The sequence below is a fragment of the Mixta theicola genome (genome assembly GCF_002895925.1).
GTDB lineage: Bacteria > Pseudomonadota > Gammaproteobacteria > Enterobacterales > Enterobacteriaceae > Mixta > Mixta theicola.
Window position 1 is genome coordinate 240067 of record NZ_NWUO01000007.1, and the last position, 15658, is coordinate 255724.

Here is a 15658-nt window from a genome sequence, read left to right on the forward strand (position 1 = left end):
ATTATGAGTCTTAATTACCTGGATTTTGAACAGCCAATTGCAGAACTGGAGGCGAAAATCGACTCCCTCAAGTCGGTTGGCCGTCAGGATGAAAAACACGATATTAATCTGGATGAAGAGATCCAGCGTCTGCGCGAAAAAAGCGTTGAGCTGACCCGTAAAATCTTCGCCGATTTGGGCGCATGGCAGATCGCGCAACTGGCGCGTCATCCGCTGCGTCCTTACACGCTGGACTATGTCCGTAACGTGTTTACTGACTTTGATGAGCTGGCAGGCGATCGCGCCTATGCGGATGACAAAGCGATTGTCGGCGGCATAGCGCGTCTGGACGGACGCCCGGTAATGATTATCGGCCACCAAAAAGGCCGTGAAACCAAAGAGAAAATTCGGCGTAACTTCGGTATGCCGGCGCCGGAAGGCTATCGCAAAGCGCTGCGCCTGATGGAAATGGCCGAGCGCTTTAAGATGCCGATTATTACCTTTATCGATACGCCGGGCGCTTATCCGGGCGTTGGCGCGGAAGAGCGCGGTCAGTCTGAGGCCATCGCACGCAACCTGCGTGAAATGTCCGGCCTGAAAGTGCCGATTATCTGTACCGTTATTGGTGAAGGTGGTTCCGGCGGCGCGCTGGCGATTGGCGTCGGCGATAAGGTCAACATGCTGCAGTACAGCACCTATTCGGTTATTTCCCCGGAGGGCTGCGCCTCAATCCTGTGGAAGAGCGCGGATAAAGCGCCGCTGGCCGCTGAAGCGATGGGCATCATTGCGCCGCGTCTGAAAGAGTTGGATCTGATCGATTCTATCGTCCCTGAACCGCTGGGCGCTGCGCATCGCGATCCGCTGGCGATTGCGGCCTCACTGAAAGCGCAGCTGCTGGCTGACCTGGCCGATCTGGACGTACTGAATACCGAAGAGCTACTGAATCGCCGTTATCATCGTTTAATGAATTACGGCTACGCCTGATTTCGTTCAGGTCATTAACAAGGCGGCCTCCGGGCCGCTTTTTTTACTTTTACGACAAGAGGACTTCCCTCAATAAATATCCTGTTATCGATTGTTTTGCGTTTTGCGCACGGTGATGGTTGAAGTTAAACAGCCTGGGAATACACATCAATAACGGGGGTTGAAATAGGGTCTTACGCCGAAACCGTCGAAACGTCTGATAAACAGCAGAAAGAACTATGCCAGCCGCATGTAACCGGGCAGTATTCAATCTGGGATTCTGGTGAATTTTTAAGGATGAAAAGTCTATGAAAGTGAGCGACGCTGATTTGTTGAAATCAGGATTCAGTAAAAGCGATTTACAAAAACTAAAGAATAATATAGCTAATCATGGTGGGTCACTTGATTCTGTAATATATGATCTTGCAAACCGCTTCATCGCGGCAAAGTGGATTTCCATCGTTGCTTTGACTGTCTTACTGCTGACGCTGATGCTGGCATCAGGAAACACCACAATTACGCTTGCTGCCACTCTTGCTATCGTATTACCTTTTATCTGGTTCTTAGCTCCTGCAAGGCTGGCATACAAATCATGGCGCTATCGCAAAATAATGTCTAACGCTGAACTGAATCAGTTATAGTCATTAGATCGAATATAACTTTAGCTTTAACGCCATAGCCAACAATTTTCATGGTGAGCGCTGGCTGGCTCATAGTGCTAACTTTTCGATAATAATCAATGGGTAAATATCGAAACAGTCGCCAGGTTCCCGGACGTCTTAACAGGCCAATTATGCTATATGCATTTGCAACAAGTGAGACTGATTTGTAAATTCCCAGCCCGCTATTACTGCTGAACCCCATAAATTTAGCGGTTGACATAGCAGCATCAGCAACCAGCCCTTCAGAAGCTTTATTATCCATAGCATAGTGCGCCATTTCCTTGCTTATGCCATTTGCACCATCGGTGACCAGAACCGCACCGGCCAGAACTCCCAGGGGCATCATCGAACCTATAAGCGTCACACCAACTGCTATTTCAATGCCTGCCAGCGCCACATTTACAGCAGAAATCATATAGCCAACAATTTTGTTATTTTCCCGGACGAACTCCACTTTTGCGTAAATTTTCGCTGTCTTCATTCGCAGCATACGATCCTGTTCCTGAAGATTTTTTGTTTCATCACTTAAATTTTTAATACATGCCATGCACTCTTCGTCTGATTTCGCTCGGCGGGCAGCAGCAAATTGCAGCTCAACGAATTCTTTTATCTCCCGAACAAAACTTATCCGGGTCAAATCATCCTGTAAATGAAAAGCTGACAGCGTATTCGCCGTATTAATCAACTTTCTGGCTTCAAGATTAACCATTTTTTCCGCCCAGGCTTTATTTCTTCCGCCAGAGCGCATCATATCTAGCAGTGCAGCATCCATTTTTGTTCTCCCTGTATATTACATCGCCGATAATACTCCTTTATTTTCAGCTGTAAACTCTCTTCAGCGCCGTATGCGCAAAGCCTGGAAATGATGTATTTTCTGATTGAGCCGGTGCTCCAAAGCGCGGGAGCCCTCGAAGCGCAATGGACATCAGATCATAATATAGAGGATATAATTACCAGGATGATCCGGTAGCCATGATGGGATATATCAAAAAGTTTTTACGGAGGCAGGGAAGGTTTTTCTTTTCGATGTACGGCCCGGCATTGCTGACCATTATATTTGCATTACTCCAGGCCCATTACTTTCCTGGTAGCCCAGTATGGCCAACAGGTGTTTTATTCATATTAATAATGATTATTATTGGTCGTTATGTGAAATGGTGAACGTCTGCCACCCAATGTTATTTAAATCTCAATTGTAAGTGAACTGTATGTCTACTTCCGCACATTTATGGTTTGAAGATGAAAACGGCTCCCAAATTATTGGCAGTTGTTTAATACCACTACGCTTAGGCTCAAGATGTACTGAATTCTGGAAGCAGGCATTGAGTCTGAATATTTCATATCATTCTGGAAAACGTCAAAATCACAGGCCGGAAATTTCGACGGTTCCGGCGTAGAAGCCCGAAATGGAATATTACGAAATTCGCAAATCGAGCAAAGAGACGCTACTACCCTGGTACTTTGTCCTGCGTGCCGACAATCATGAAATCATTGCGGTGAGCGAGAGGTACGCCAGCAAACAGGGCGCGGAAAACCGCCTCGCCTCCGTACATGCGAACGCACCGACCATAAGCGGCTACGATCGTAGTTAAGTTTCGCCGTGCTTTTCCGGCCCTGCTATCCAACAGATCCGATCTAACCCCTCCTGCGCTATCCGCTATGCTTATTCTTTATCGCTCATCACCAGGAGGTGCGAATTGAATATTATTGCGATAATGGGGCCGCATAACGCTTTTTATAAAGACGAACCGATCCGCCAGCTGCATCAGGCGCTGATCGGCCAGGGCTTCGATCTTATCTATCCCAAAGACGCCAACGATTTAGTTAAGCTGATTGAGCACAATCCACGGGTTTGCGGCGTGATTTTCGACTGGGATGAATACAGTCTGGATCTGTGCAGCGAGATTAATCAGCTTAACGAGTATCTGCCGCTCTACGCCTTTATTAATACCCACTCCACCATGGACATCAGCATTAACGAAATGCGCATGGCGCTGTGGTTCTTTGAGTACGCGCTTGGCGTGGAGCAGGATATTGCCCAGCGTATCCGGCAGTATACCGATGAGTATATCGACAACATTACGCCGCCGCTGACGCGGGCGCTGTTCACCTACGTAAAAGAAGGGAAATATACCTTCTGTACGCCTGGCCATATGGCGGGCACCGCTTTTCAAAAAAGCCCGGTCGGCACGCTGTTTTACGATTTTTACGGCCCTAATACCTTAAAGGCCGATATTTCTATCTCCGTTACCGAGCTGGGATCGCTGCTCGATCATACCGGTCCGCATCTTGAGGCGGAGGAGTATATCGCCCGCACTTTCGGCGCCGAGCAGAGTTATATGGTGACTAACGGCACCTCAACCTCGAATAAAATTGTCGGCATGTACGCCGCGCCAGCGGGCAGTACCGTACTTATCGACCGCAACTGCCATAAATCGCTGACGCACCTGCTGATGATGAGCGATATTGTACCGATTTGGCTAAAACCGACGCGTAATGCGCTGGGCATTCTCGGCGGTATTCCTAAACGTGAGTTCACGCGCGAAAGCATCGCGCTGAAAGTGGCGCAAACCGAACATGCCAGCTGGCCGCTACACGCGGTGATCACTAACTCTACCTACGACGGTCTGCTGTATAACACCCGCTATATTAAAGAAACGCTGGATGTGCCTTCGATTCATTTTGATTCGGCCTGGGTGCCTTACACCAATTTTCATCCTATCTATGCGGGTAAGAGCGGCATGAGCGGCGAACGCACGCCCGGCAAGGTGATTTATGAAACCCAGTCCACCCATAAGCTGCTGGCGGCTTTCTCCCAGGCTTCGCTGATTCATATTAAAGGCGACTATGATGAACAGACCTTTAACGAAGCCTATATGATGCATACCACCACCTCGCCGAATTATTCAATCGTCGCCTCTATCGAAACGGCGGCGGCCATGCTGCGCGGTAATCCGGGGCGTCGGCTGATTAATCGTTCCGTTGAACGAGCGCTGCATTTCCGCCGCGAGATCCAACGTCTGCGCGAAGAGTCCGATAGCTGGTTTTTTGATATCTGGCAGCCGGACGGCATAGAAGAGGCGGAATGCTGGCCGATCCAGCCGGGTGAAGAAGAGTGGCACGGTTTTATCGATGCCGATCGCGATCATATGTATCTCGATCCGATCAAAGTGACCATCCTGACGCCGGGTATGAGCGAACAGGGCGAAATGGCGGATGAAGGGATCCCGGCGGCGCTGGTGGCAAAGTTCCTTGATGAACGCGGCATCGTGGTGGAAAAGACCGGGCCCTATAATCTGCTATTTCTGTTCAGTATAGGGATCGACAAAACCAGGGCGATGGGGCTGCTGCGCGCGCTGCTGGACTTTAAGCGCGCTTACGATCTTAACCTGCGGGTGAAAAATATCCTGCCGGATCTCTACGCCGAAGATCCCGATTTTTATCGCAATATGCGTATCCAGACGCTGGCGCAGGGTATTCATCAGCTGATCCGCCAGCACGATCTGCCGCGCCTGATGCTGAAGGCGTTTGATGTGTTGCCGGAGATGAAAATGACGCCGCATCGGGCGTTTCAGCTGCAGGTAAAAGGGGAGGTGGAAACCGTTGAGATTGACCAAATGATCGGGCGCGTTTCGGCCAATATGATTTTGCCTTACCCGCCGGGCGTGCCGCTGGTGATGCCGGGGGAAACGATCGCTGAATCCAGCCGTGCGGTTCTCGATTTTCTGCTGATGCTGTGTGCTATTGGCCGTCACTATCCTGGTTTTGAAACCGATATTCATGGCGCCAAACTGACCGAAGATGGACGCTATCTGGTACGCGTCCTCAAACAGGATGCGTCTGTTACCGAGCGCTAACTTGCAGATTATGCCGTCTTGCTTCAGCACCCATGAGTGAGTAGGGTGCTGCAGTACGATAGAAGGAGAAGCTATGCTGGGTATTAAACAGGTGCATCATATTGCGATTATCGCCAGCGACTATGCGCGCAGTAAGGCGTTTTACTGCGATATTCTTGGCTTTACGCTGCAGCAGGAAGTTTATCGCGCCGGGCGTGATTCCTGGAAAGGCGATCTGGCGCTGAACGGGCAGTATCTGATTGAGCTATTTTCTTTCCCAACGCCGCCTGTCCGGGTCACTCATCCGGAAGCATGCGGTTTACGTCATCTGGCGTTCGCTGTGGAAAATATCGACTGCGCCTGTGATTTTCTTGCGGAAAAGGGCGTGGCCTGTGAACCCATTCGCGTCGATCCCCTGACCGGCAAGCGTTTTACCTTTTTCAGCGATCCGGATAATTTGCCGCTTGAGCTATACCAGGCTTAAAATGACCGCTTTTACGGCCATCGCTTCGATGGCCGCCTGCCAATAGGTTTTTCATGACGCAGCTTGCACAACTTGAACAGCAGCTGGCCGATGAGCAACGGCTGCTGGTGGCGTTCAGCGGCGGGCTGGACTCTACCGTTCTTCTGCATCAGCTGATCCTGCTGCGCCAGCGACGGCCAGAGCTACAGCTGCGCGCTATTCATATTCATCATGGACTGAGCCCGTATGCCGATAGCTGGGCGCAACATTGCCGATCCGTTTGTGAAGCGTGGCAGGTCGAACTGGACGTGGTGGCTATCAGGGTTGACGGGAGCGACAGCGGCATTGAAGGCGCGGCGCGCGAAGGGCGTTATCAGGCTTTCCGCGATCGTCTGCGATCGGGGGAAGCGCTGGTAACAGCGCAGCATCTTGACGATCAATGCGAAACGTTGCTGTTAGCGTTGAAGCGCGGCAGCGGGCCTGCTGGCCTGGCCGCGATGCCCGTTAGCCTGGCGACAGGCGAACATCGCCTGCTGCGCCCGCTGCTTTCCTGTCAGCGAGCAGAGCTGGAAAGCTGGGCAGATAAATATCAGCTGCGCTGGGTTGAGGATGAAAGCAATCAGGATATTCGCTATGACCGCAACTTCCTGCGTCAGCGGATATTACCGGTGCTGAATGAACGCTGGCCGCATTTCGCCGCCGCCGTCGCCCGGAGCGCGGCGCTGTGCGGTGAACAGGAGCAACTGCTGGATGAACTGCTGGCAGAGTCGCTGGCGACGCGGGTACAGGCGGATGGCGCGCTGCGTATCGATGGCTTCGCGGCACTGAGCGAAGCACGCCGCGCCGCGCTGCTACGACGCTGGATTGCCGGCTGCGGCGGTAAAATGCCCTCACGGGATGCGATCAATCGTCTGTGGCAGGAGGTGATTGATGCGCGGGAAGATGCCGCGCCGCGGCTACAGCTGGGAAATCATGAGATAAGGCGCTATCGCCAGGCGCTTTACTGGCTGCCGTTAAGGCCATCGGTGCGCGCGTTAATGTTGCCCTGGCCCGATCCAACGCGGCCGCTCTGCCTGCCGTATGAACTTGGTACGCTGCAGCTGACAGAAAGCGGTACGGAAATCCGTCCGCCCCGGTCGGATGAAACGGTTACGGTACGTTTTCAGGCGCAGGGCCGTTTCGCCATTGAGGGACGCAGCGGTCATCGGCCGATAAAAAAACTGTGGCAGGAGTGTGGCGTCCCTCCCTGGCGGCGTGAAAGCACGCCGCTGATTTTTTATAATGAAACGCTTATTGCCGCGCTGAATACTTTTGTTTGCCGGGAAGGTAGCGCCGTAGCGGGAAAGGCCTGGCGTATTGCCTGGCATCGTTAAATGGAGAATAGAGATGAAAGCCCTGTTGATGTTAGTGTTGGCCTCTTGCGCCGCGCCTGCGCTGGCTGCCGGTAACGCTGCCGCCGGTCAGGATAAATCCGCCGCCTGCCAGGCGTGCCACGGCGCTGAAGGCAAAGCCTCTGTTGCGCTTTATCCCAATTTAGCTGGACAGAATGCGGACTATTTACAGCATGCGCTGCAGGCCTATAAGAAAGGGGAGCGTAGCGGCGGTCAGGCTGAAGTTATGAAAGCGTTTGTGAGTGGATTAAGCGATGAAGATATGGCGGATTTGGCGGCGTATTATCGGTCGTTAAAGCCCTAAGGCCAAAGGGCGGGCAAGCCCGCCCAAAGGTTAATCCGACTCGCTGACGGTAACGGTGCCCAGCTCAGGATGGCTAAAGCTGGCGATATGGTCAAGGCGCAGTTCGCGCACTTCACCGGCCAGGTCAACCACCAGATATTCTACGTTTTTACGCGTGATCATATCCTGGGCTTTCGCCTTAAGCTGCTCACCGTTCTTTAGTTCAAGAACCAGCGACCACTGTTTTTGGCAGGCGAGTTCCAGACTATCATAATCGTCGCAATTGATCGGTTTGTAGGCTTCATTCGTCAACATAGTCGCTCACCAATAAGTTTGCAGCGGCATAAGCCGCCTGTTCCCTGACAGAAGAGTTTAGCGCAGAATTAGCCGCTATCTCGTTCAGTGTTTTTAACGCGCAACCTATGGCGTCGGGCACGTATCCCAGTTCGCCGCCGCCGATTTCAGCGTACTTCTGACGAACCAAATCACAATATTTCTGCACATGCACCTCCTTCCAGAGCGTAAATCTCTGACTCCAGCGACTATAACATAGCCTTCTGCGGGACATCAGCCATTCACGGCCTTTTAATCCTTAGACAATAAATATCGTTCAGGTCACACTCTATGCTATCAGCAACGGCAGACAGGCAACCTATATCAATGAAACACCTGGAGATAGGCGGCATAACGGTAAAGTTTTTATGATTGTATTATCACGTAACGTAACTATTAGCGACAGCGAGCTGGAGATTACCGCCATACGCGCTCAGGGCGCAGGCGGCCAGCATGTGAATAAAAGCTCGACGGCGATTCATCTGCGCTTTGACATCCGCGCGTCATCGCTACCGGATTTTTATAAATCCCGTTTGCTGAGCGCCAGCCATCATCTGATTACGCCCGATGGCGTGGTGATCATTAAGGCGCAGGAGTATCGTAGCCAGGAGATGAATCGCGAGGCGGCGCTGAATCGGCTGGAAAATCTGATTCGCGAGCTCACCGTGGTGGAGAAAACCCGGCGTCCTACGCGACCGACGCTGGCTTCAAAGCGACGTCGGCTGGAAGGGAAGGCGCAGCGTAGCAGTACCAAAGCGCTACGAGGGAAGGTGCGTTAGCTTATCTGTCCGATCTAAACATTTAAGCCGCTGGCTTTGCCGGGTGGGAAGTAGCTATACAGCGGGGTTTCTCAGCGAGTATGAGCGCAAGATAAAAACCCTTACTCGCCGGCAGGCCGGCTTTCAGGGTTACCAATATCGGACATTATTCAGAGGTAGCGCTTAGCCCTGAATCGCTTCCACCAGGAAATCCACAATACGATCGCGTTTGATCATCTGTTTTTCACCGGCGCGACGCGCTTTGTATTCGATCTCGTCGTTATCCAGGTTGCGATCGCCCAGAACGATAGTGTGAGGAATTCCGATCAGTTCCATATCGGCAAACATCACGCCCGGACGCTCTTTACGATCGTCAAGCAGCACTTCAATACCTTTGGCGCGCAGCGTAGCGTACAGCTCTTCCGCCAGCTCTTTTACGCGGAAAGATTTATGCATATTCATCGGCAGGATGGCGACCTGGAACGGCGCCAGCGCCGCTGGCCAGATAATGCCGCGATCGTCATGGTTCTGCTCGATCGCCGCCGCGACTATGCGGGTAACACCGATACCGTAGCAGCCCATCGTCAGCGTTTGGTTACGGCCATCTTCGCCCTGTACCGCAGCTTTCATCGCTTCTGAATATTTGGTGCCCAGCTGGAAGATATGGCCCACTTCAATACCGCGCTTAATAAGCAGCGTACCTTTGCCATCCGGGCTTTGATCGCCTTCCACCACGTTACGCAAATCGGCGACCTGCAATGGCTCGGCCAGATCGCGGCCCCAGTTAATCCCGATAAAATGTTTACCGTCGATATTCGCGCCCGCGCTGAAGTCGCTCATTTTAGCCACGGTGCGATCGGCGATAACCGGCAGCGTCAGACCAACCGGACCCAGAGAACCCGGACCGGCGCCAACCGCGGCACGAATCTCTTCTTCGGTGGCGAATACCAGCGGCGCGGCCACGATATTCACTTTTTCCGCTTTGATTTCGTTCAGCTCATGATCGCCACGCACCAGCAGCGCAACCAGCTGATGGCCGCTCTCTTCGCGCGCTTTAACAATCAGCGTTTTAACCGTTTTATCAATCGGCAAATTAAACTGCGCAACCAGCTCGGCGATAGTTTTAGCGTCAGGCGTAGCAATCTGTTCTAACGACTGCGCAGGGGCAGGGCGCTCGCCGGTCGGCGCAACGGCTTCCGCCAGTTCAATATTCGCCGCGTAATCAGATTCGGTTGAGAAGACAATGTCATCTTCACCGCTCTGCGCCAACACCTGAAACTCGTGCGACGCGCTGCCGCCGATAGAGCCGGTATCCGCCTGCACCGCGCGGAAATCCAGCCCCAGACGGCTGAAAATTTCGCTATAGGCGCGATACATCGCCTCGTAGGTTTCCTGCAGGGATTCCTGCGAAGTATGGAAGGAGTAAGCATCCTTCATGATAAATTCACGTGAGCGCATTACGCCAAAACGCGGGCGCACTTCATCGCGGAATTTAGTCTGGATCTGAAACAGATTCAGCGGCAGTTGCTTATAGGAGCTCAGCTCGTTGCGAATCAGATCGGTAATCACCTCTTCGTGCGTAGGGCCCAGCACGAACGGACGATCGCCGCGGTCAACCAGACGCAACAGCTCAGGGCCGTACTGCTCCCAACGTCCGCTCTCCTGCCACAGGTCCGCAGGCTGCACTACCGGCATTGAGATTTCAATCGCACCGGCGTTGGTCATCTCTTCGCGCACGATGTTTTCAACTTTTTTTAGTACGCGTAAGCCCGTCGGCAGCCAGGTATAAAGGCCTGAAGCCAGTTTACGAATCATCCCGGCACGCAGCATCAGCTGATGGCTGATCACTTCGGCATCGGACGGCGTCTCTTTAAGCGTGGAGAGCAGATATTGAGTAGTACGCATCTGTAAGATTCCAGTTTGGGCGGAAAATAGTCAAAGCATGACCTGAAAATAGTGGCAGCTAGTGTACCAGCGAGTGATGCACCTCAAAAGAGAGGGAGAACAAATTAGCGTGGATCGAGCGCCAGCACTTCAGTGCCTTCGGCGCTAACGCGCCAGCGCACGTTAAAATCGAGCAGCCAGACGGCATATTCACGCTCCGGCTCTTCGCCTTTGCGATAGGCCGGACGCGGATCCTGCGCCAGCACCTGGCTAATAAAACGCGCCAGCTGCGGATAACGCTGTTGATGACGAACCAGCTGTTGCTGCGCGTGGTCAGAAAAGCGCACCGGCATCTCTGCGGACGGCGCGTTTTGCGCAAAGCCGGCGCGCGCAGAAGGGATCGCTTCGGCAAAAGGCAGATAGGGTTTAATATCTACGATCGGCGTACCGTCGACCAGATCAAGACTGCCCAGCTCAAGAATGACCTGACTTTTCTGACAGCGAATGGCTTTCAGCTCAACCAGCGACATACCGATGGGATTGGGACGGAACGTTGAGCGGGTGGCAAATACGCCCATACGAGCATTACCACCAAGGCGTGGAGGACGCACCGTAGGTCGCCAGCCGCCTGCCATCGTTTGATGAAAAACAAACAGCAGCCACAGATGACTGAAAGATTCCAGGCCGCGCACCGCCTCCTGTTGATTATAGGGAGGAAGTAAATGCAGCTCGCCGCCGCCGTCTTCAATCAGACCGGGCTGCCGCGGTACAGCGAATTTCTCTTTCCACGGTGATTTAATCACGCCAATCTGCGCGAAAGAAAAGTGACTCATTTACCGGATACTTTCAGCGCCGTTCCCTGACAGATCGCCTGACGATAGCAGCCTTTGCTTTCATTGACGAGTTCACATTTATGCAGCAGCACCGCATTGGCTTTCATATAAGAAGCGCGGATCTGCATACGCTTACGCGCGGTATTGATGTTTGGTGGCGAATCCTGACGGCTGGTCTGGCAATCTTCGCCTGATACCTCGCCTAAATCCCGGAAAGGATTACTTAGCAGCTCGGTCGTATCGGTATACAACTTTACCGGCGTCGGACGCGCTACCGGACGAGCATGCGGTTCCGTGGCTGTCGGCCTGGCTTCGGGCGCGGTAATCGGCTCATAGGGTTTATGTAGCAAAGAGCAACCTGTCAGCGAAAGCGCCAACAAACAAAGCGGTAACGCGCGCATCAAATTATCCTCATTTCTAAAAATTGGCGTTATTGAAACAAGCAATTGGTTAAATAACAAGTTGCGATAACATTTGATTAAACGTTAAAAAGGCGGCCCCGCTGATTAACCAGCAAGCGTAAAGCTTATAACCGGTAAATCAGCGGGCCGCCTGATGGAGTAAGGTAAGGCTACGCTAAGGCTGGAGTATTATCCTGAAAAGCCCCGGCCTGAGTCCTGTTACCAGCCTTTAACCGCTCCGCCGTTAAAGATTTTGTTCGCCGCATCTGCAACGGCGTCAGACTGATATGCCTGCACAAACTTCTTCACGTTTTCCGCATCTTTATTATCTTCACGCGCCACAATAATATTCACGTAAGGAGAGTCTTTATCTTCAACAAAGATGCCGTCTTTTGTCGGCGTCAGGCCAATCTGGCTGGCGTAAGTGGTATTAATAACCGCCAGAGCAATCTGAGCGTCATCCAGCGAACGTGGCAGCTGCGGCGCTTCCAGTTCCACAATCTTCAGTTTTTTCGGGTTCTCAATAATATCCAGAGAGGTTGGCTGCAGGCCAACGCCCTCTTTTAATTTAATCAGCCCCACTTTTTGCAGCAGCAGCAGAGAACGGCCAAGGTTAGTGGGATCGTTCGGAATGGCCACCTGCGCGCCTTCCTGCAGCTCGTCGATTGATTTGATTTTTTTGGAGTAGCCGGCAATCGGATAAACAAAGGTATGGCCTACGGTAACCAGTTTATAGCCGCGATCCTTGATTTGTGCGTCAAGGTAAGGCTGGTGCTGGAAGGCGTTAACATCAATATCGCCCTTGCTTAACGCTTCGTTAGGCAGCACGTAATCATTAAAGGTCACCAGCTCAACGTCCAGACCGTATTTATCTTTCGCTACTTTCTGCGCGACTTCAGCAACCTGCTGTTCAGCACCCACAATGACACCGACTTTAATATGGTTCGGATCTTTCTCTTCCTGACCACATCCCGCCAGCACCATAGCACTGAGCAGCGCTCCCACAGCGGCAATCTTTTTAAACGTGAAAGACATATCCTTTCCTTAATTGAGAATATTGAGGTTACTTATTTATGTGTGACAGCTCGAACGATGCGGTCGCCACAGAATTGAATGAGATAGACCAGTATCACCAGTAATACCAGAACGGTATTCATCACCGTGGCGTTATAGCCGATATAACCGTACTGGTAACCAATCTGGCCTAAGCCGCCAGCGCCAACGGCACCGCCCATCGCCGAATAGCCCACCAGAGTAATCAACGTAATAGTGGCCGCATTTACCAGCCCCGGCAAGGCTTCCGGCAGCAGGATCTTACGAATGATCTGCATTGGCGTTGCGCCCATTGCCCGTGACGCTTCAATCAGCCCGCCAGGAAGCTCCAGCAAGGCGTTTTCAACCATACGCGCAATAAAGGGCGCGGCTCCGACGGTTAACGGAACAATGGCCGCCTGTAACCCGATGGAAGTCCCCACAATGGCGCGGGTAAAGGGAATCATCCAGACCAGCAGGATAATAAAGGGAATCGAGCGGAAAATATTTACCAGCGCGGACAGCACCCGATACAGCTTGTTATTGGTCATTATCTGACCTGGGCGGGTGATATAAAGCAGAACGCCAACCGGCAGACCCAGCACAAAGCCAAAGAAGCCAGAGACAAAGGTCATCATCAGCGTTTCCCAAACGCCGCGACCCAGTAACCACATCATTGCCTCAGACATACCCTAATACCTCTACTTTTACATAATGCTGTTGTAAATAAGCAATTGCGCTTTCGGTCTCCTGCTTACTGCCGTGCATTTCCGTCAGCATAATGCCGAATTTCACGCCGCCGGCGTAATCCATTTGGGCGCTGATAATATTGTTATTAACGTTAAAGCGGCGTGCGGTTTCCGACAGCAGCGGAGCATCAACCGACTGACCGGTAAATTCCAGCCGTAAAAGAGGCACGCTGTTTGCGGTTGACTGCGCCAGTAAACGCTGCTGATAGTCCTCAGGAATATCAAGATGCAGCGTCGACTGAATAAACTGCTGAGCCAGCGGCGTTTTCGGATGCGAGAAAACTTCGCTGACGCTATCTTTTTCGATCAGCTGACCATTATTGATGACCGCAACCTGATCGCAGATGCGTTTTACCACATCCATTTCATGCGTAATCAGCAAAATGGTAATGCCCAGACGGCGGTTAATATCTTTTAGCAGTTCAAGAATGGCGCGGGTAGTGGCCGGATCGAGCGCGCTGGTGGCTTCATCACACAGCAGCACTTTCGGGCTGCTTGCCAGCGCACGCGCAATGGCGACACGCTGTTTTTGGCCGCCGGAAAGGTTAGCAGGCCAGGCGTCATGCTTATCGGCAAGACCCACCAGATCAAGCAGCTCTGACACGCGCGCCTTAATCGTTGCGCGTGGGGTGTTATCCAGCTCAAGCGGCAACGCCACGTTGCCAAAAACGGTGCGGGAATTGAGCAGGTTAAAATGCTGGAAAATCATGCCGATTTGACGGCGAGCCAGCGTAAGCTGACTTTCTGAAAGCGATGTGAGTTCCTGGCCATCAACCAGAACGCTGCCGGAGGTGGGCCGCTCAAGCAGGTTAACGCAGCGAATAAGCGTGCTTTTACCGGCGCCTGATGAGCCGATAACGCCATAAATTTGTCCAGCGGGCACGTGTAGGCTAACGTCTGACAGCGCAGTGATGGTGCGCGTGCCCTGCTGAAAAACTTTAGTAATATTGGAAAGTTTTATCATTGATTTATTAGTTATCTGTTGCGGTGAAGTTGTCCGTGGTGTTTTTTCTTTTGTCTGATTTAATGCGACAAAATTTGAAACGGATGTTAAGGCATCCAGACGTCTAAATCAATCAGAGAGATTCAATCTGCCATTCTCTCTTTTATTGCAATCATGCGATACTGACCGACAAATTTGGCAGCAGGAGTTACTACGTGACGGCTAAAGTCCCGGCGATATTTCTCGATCGCGATGGCACAGTGAATGTGGATCATGGCTATGTCCATGAGATTGATGATTTTCAGTTTATTGATGGCGTCATTGAGGCGATGCAGGAGCTGAAAAAAATGGGTTATGCGCTGGTGCTGGTAACTAACCAGTCCGGTATCGCGCGCGGCATATTTAGCGAAGACCAGTTTATGCAGCTGACGGAGTGGATGGACTGGTCGTTGGCAGACAGAGAAGTGGACCTGGATGGTATCTATTATTGTCCACATCATTCCGAGGCTTCGGTAGAAAGCTATCGTCAGCAATGCGACTGCCGTAAACCGCAGCCGGGTATGTTGCTCAGCGCGATGAAGCAACTGAATATCGATATGGCCGCTTCTTATATGGTTGGCGATAAGATTGATGATATGCAGGCGGGCAAAGCGGCAGGCGTGGGCACGAATGTATTAGTCCGCAGCGGTAAACCCGTCACGGCGGAAGGCGAAAAGATGGCCGACTGGGTAATCGATAGCCTTGCAGATCTGCCAAAACGGATAAAACAGGGTTAAAAACAGGCGTTCTGCGCGAAATTTCAGCGAACGGTAAAAAAGTTGAAATTAGCGCTTGCGAGGTCTCAGGAACTCCCTATAATGCGCCTCCATCGACACGGCACAACGGCTTACGCCACGCGGTGTTGAGCGGTTCAGCAAAGCTGAATCGCCGGAGAAAAACTTCTGAAAAAGGGGTTGACTCTGAAAGAGGAAAGCGTAATATACGCCACCTCGCGACAACGGCGCAACACGCCGGTCGCACCGCTCTTTAACAATTTATCAGACAATCTGTGTGGGCACTCACGGACGGGATATCGCAAAACTAATTGCAGTATCAAGTCTCAGAGTGAACACGTAATTCATTACGACGTTTTTATGAGCATCAGACTT

18 protein-coding genes are annotated in these 15658 nt (G+C 52.0%); 9 read left to right on the top strand and 9 right to left on the bottom strand.

Going from position 1 to position 15658, the window contains the following annotated elements:
- Window positions 1-3 precede the first annotated feature (3 nt).
- Window positions 4-963 (top strand): acetyl-CoA carboxylase carboxyl transferase subunit alpha, encoded by a 960-nt coding sequence (gene accA, locus COO59_RS11720; protein WP_103059964.1) that lies wholly within the window; start codon window positions 4-6, stop codon window positions 961-963.
- 287 nt (window positions 964-1250) lie between these two features.
- On the top strand, window positions 1251-1583 hold the full coding sequence (locus COO59_RS11725) for a hypothetical protein (protein ID WP_103059965.1): 333 nt from the start codon (window positions 1251-1253) through the stop codon (window positions 1581-1583).
- On the opposite strand, the gene COO59_RS11730 is transcribed toward COO59_RS11725, so the two are convergent.
- On the bottom strand, window positions 1558-2376 hold the full coding sequence (locus COO59_RS11730; RefSeq protein WP_103059966.1) for a DUF4225 domain-containing protein: 819 nt from the start codon (window positions 2374-2376) through the stop codon (window positions 1558-1560). The genes COO59_RS11725 and COO59_RS11730 overlap by 26 nt on opposite strands.
- A 634-nt stretch (window positions 2377-3010) precedes the next feature.
- Here COO59_RS11730 and COO59_RS11745 point away from each other — a divergent pair.
- From COO59_RS11745 to COO59_RS11765, 5 genes are all read left to right on the top strand, one after another.
- Window positions 3011-3196 carry a YegP family protein gene (locus COO59_RS11745; RefSeq protein ID WP_103059968.1) on the top strand — a complete coding sequence of 62 codons (186 nt, stop codon included), beginning with the start codon at window positions 3011-3013 and terminating at the stop codon, window positions 3194-3196.
- A gap of 105 nt (window positions 3197-3301) precedes the next feature.
- Complete coding sequence (locus tag COO59_RS11750) at window positions 3302-5461, top strand: lysine decarboxylase LdcC (protein ID WP_103059969.1); 2160 nt, start codon at window positions 3302-3304, stop codon at window positions 5459-5461.
- Between the two features lie 73 nt (window positions 5462-5534).
- A complete protein-coding gene (locus tag COO59_RS11755) occupies window positions 5535-5924 on the top strand; it encodes a VOC family protein (protein WP_103059970.1) in 390 nt (129 codons plus the stop codon).
- Between the two features lie 53 nt (window positions 5925-5977).
- Window positions 5978-7276, top strand: a complete 1299-nt coding sequence (tilS, locus tag COO59_RS11760) for a tRNA lysidine(34) synthetase TilS (protein ID WP_103059971.1) — start codon at window positions 5978-5980, stop codon at window positions 7274-7276.
- A gap of 13 nt (window positions 7277-7289) precedes the next feature.
- Window positions 7290-7598 carry a c-type cytochrome gene (locus COO59_RS11765; protein WP_103059972.1) on the top strand — a complete coding sequence of 103 codons (309 nt, stop codon included), beginning with the start codon at window positions 7290-7292 and terminating at the stop codon, window positions 7596-7598.
- 30 nt (window positions 7599-7628) lie between these two features.
- Here COO59_RS11765 and rof read toward each other — a convergent pair whose 3' ends face one another.
- Entirely contained in the window at window positions 7629-7892 is a 264-nt protein-coding gene (gene rof, locus COO59_RS11770) for a Rho-binding antiterminator (protein ID WP_103059973.1), read from the bottom strand.
- Entirely contained in the window at window positions 7879-8079 is a 201-nt protein-coding gene (locus COO59_RS11775; protein WP_165786514.1) for a YaeP family protein, read from the bottom strand. Before COO59_RS11775 ends, rof begins: the two co-directional genes overlap by 14 nt.
- Window positions 8080-8278: 199 nt before the next feature.
- Here COO59_RS11775 and arfB point away from each other — a divergent pair, with 199 nt between their 5' ends.
- Window positions 8279-8689 (top strand): alternative ribosome rescue aminoacyl-tRNA hydrolase ArfB, encoded by a 411-nt coding sequence (arfB, locus tag COO59_RS11780; protein WP_103059975.1) that lies wholly within the window; start codon window positions 8279-8281, stop codon window positions 8687-8689.
- Between the two features lie 162 nt (window positions 8690-8851).
- On the opposite strand, the gene proS is transcribed toward arfB, so the two are convergent.
- From proS to metN, 6 genes are all read right to left on the bottom strand, one after another.
- Window positions 8852-10573 carry a proline--tRNA ligase gene (proS, locus tag COO59_RS11785; protein ID WP_103059976.1) on the bottom strand — a complete coding sequence of 574 codons (1722 nt, stop codon included), beginning with the start codon at window positions 10571-10573 and terminating at the stop codon, window positions 8852-8854.
- Between the two features lie 104 nt (window positions 10574-10677).
- Entirely contained in the window at window positions 10678-11385 is a 708-nt protein-coding gene (gene tsaA, locus COO59_RS11790; protein ID WP_103059977.1) for a tRNA (N6-threonylcarbamoyladenosine(37)-N6)-methyltransferase TrmO, read from the bottom strand.
- Complete coding sequence (gene rcsF, locus COO59_RS11795) at window positions 11382-11786, bottom strand: Rcs stress response system protein RcsF (RefSeq protein ID WP_103059978.1); 405 nt, start codon at window positions 11784-11786, stop codon at window positions 11382-11384. The genes tsaA and rcsF overlap by 4 nt, the downstream gene beginning before the upstream one ends.
- Window positions 11787-12005: 219 nt before the next feature.
- Window positions 12006-12821, bottom strand: coding sequence for a MetQ/NlpA family lipoprotein (locus tag COO59_RS11800; protein ID WP_103059979.1), 816 nt, complete (start codon window positions 12819-12821; stop codon window positions 12006-12008).
- A gap of 32 nt (window positions 12822-12853) precedes the next feature.
- Window positions 12854-13507 carry a methionine ABC transporter permease MetI gene (locus COO59_RS11805; protein WP_103059980.1) on the bottom strand — a complete coding sequence of 218 codons (654 nt, stop codon included), beginning with the start codon at window positions 13505-13507 and terminating at the stop codon, window positions 12854-12856.
- A complete protein-coding gene (metN, locus tag COO59_RS11810; protein ID WP_103059981.1) occupies window positions 13500-14531 on the bottom strand; it encodes a methionine ABC transporter ATP-binding protein MetN in 1032 nt (343 codons plus the stop codon). The genes COO59_RS11805 and metN overlap by 8 nt, the downstream gene beginning before the upstream one ends.
- 194 nt (window positions 14532-14725) lie before the next feature.
- Here metN and gmhB point away from each other — a divergent pair, with 194 nt between their 5' ends.
- The gene (gene gmhB / locus COO59_RS11815) at window positions 14726-15286 is read left to right on the top strand and encodes a D-glycero-beta-D-manno-heptose 1,7-bisphosphate 7-phosphatase (protein WP_103059982.1); all 561 of its coding nucleotides are present in this window, start codon (window positions 14726-14728) and stop codon (window positions 15284-15286) included.
- Window positions 15287-15658 lie beyond the last annotated feature (372 nt).

Excerpts from the sequence above, each read along its gene's own strand:
- accA (WP_103059964.1), top strand. The coding sequence starts at position 4 with ATGAGTCTTAATTACCTGGATTTTGAACAGCCAATTGCAGAACTGGAG.
- COO59_RS11725 (WP_103059965.1), top strand. The coding sequence starts at position 1,251 with ATGAAAGTGAGCGACGCTGATTTGTTGAAATCAGGATTCAGTAAAAGC.
- COO59_RS11730 (WP_103059966.1), bottom strand. The coding sequence starts at position 2,376 with ATGGATGCTGCACTGCTAGATATGATGCGCTCTGGCGGAAGAAATAAA.
- COO59_RS11745 (WP_103059968.1), top strand. The coding sequence starts at position 3,011 with ATGGAATATTACGAAATTCGCAAATCGAGCAAAGAGACGCTACTACCC.
- COO59_RS11755 (WP_103059970.1), top strand. The coding sequence starts at position 5,535 with ATGCTGGGTATTAAACAGGTGCATCATATTGCGATTATCGCCAGCGAC.
- tilS (WP_103059971.1), top strand. The coding sequence starts at position 5,978 with ATGACGCAGCTTGCACAACTTGAACAGCAGCTGGCCGATGAGCAACGG.
- COO59_RS11765 (WP_103059972.1), top strand. The coding sequence starts at position 7,290 with ATGAAAGCCCTGTTGATGTTAGTGTTGGCCTCTTGCGCCGCGCCTGCG.
- rof (WP_103059973.1), bottom strand. The coding sequence starts at position 7,892 with ATGTTGACGAATGAAGCCTACAAACCGATCAATTGCGACGATTATGAT.
- arfB (WP_103059975.1), top strand. The coding sequence starts at position 8,279 with ATGATTGTATTATCACGTAACGTAACTATTAGCGACAGCGAGCTGGAG.
- proS (WP_103059976.1), bottom strand. The coding sequence starts at position 10,573 with ATGCGTACTACTCAATATCTGCTCTCCACGCTTAAAGAGACGCCGTCC.
- tsaA (WP_103059977.1), bottom strand. The coding sequence starts at position 11,385 with ATGAGTCACTTTTCTTTCGCGCAGATTGGCGTGATTAAATCACCGTGG.
- rcsF (WP_103059978.1), bottom strand. The coding sequence starts at position 11,786 with ATGCGCGCGTTACCGCTTTGTTTGTTGGCGCTTTCGCTGACAGGTTGC.
- COO59_RS11800 (WP_103059979.1), bottom strand. The coding sequence starts at position 12,821 with ATGTCTTTCACGTTTAAAAAGATTGCCGCTGTGGGAGCGCTGCTCAGT.
- COO59_RS11805 (WP_103059980.1), bottom strand. The coding sequence starts at position 13,507 with ATGTCTGAGGCAATGATGTGGTTACTGGGTCGCGGCGTTTGGGAAACG.
- metN (WP_103059981.1), bottom strand. The coding sequence starts at position 14,531 with ATGATAAAACTTTCCAATATTACTAAAGTTTTTCAGCAGGGCACGCGC.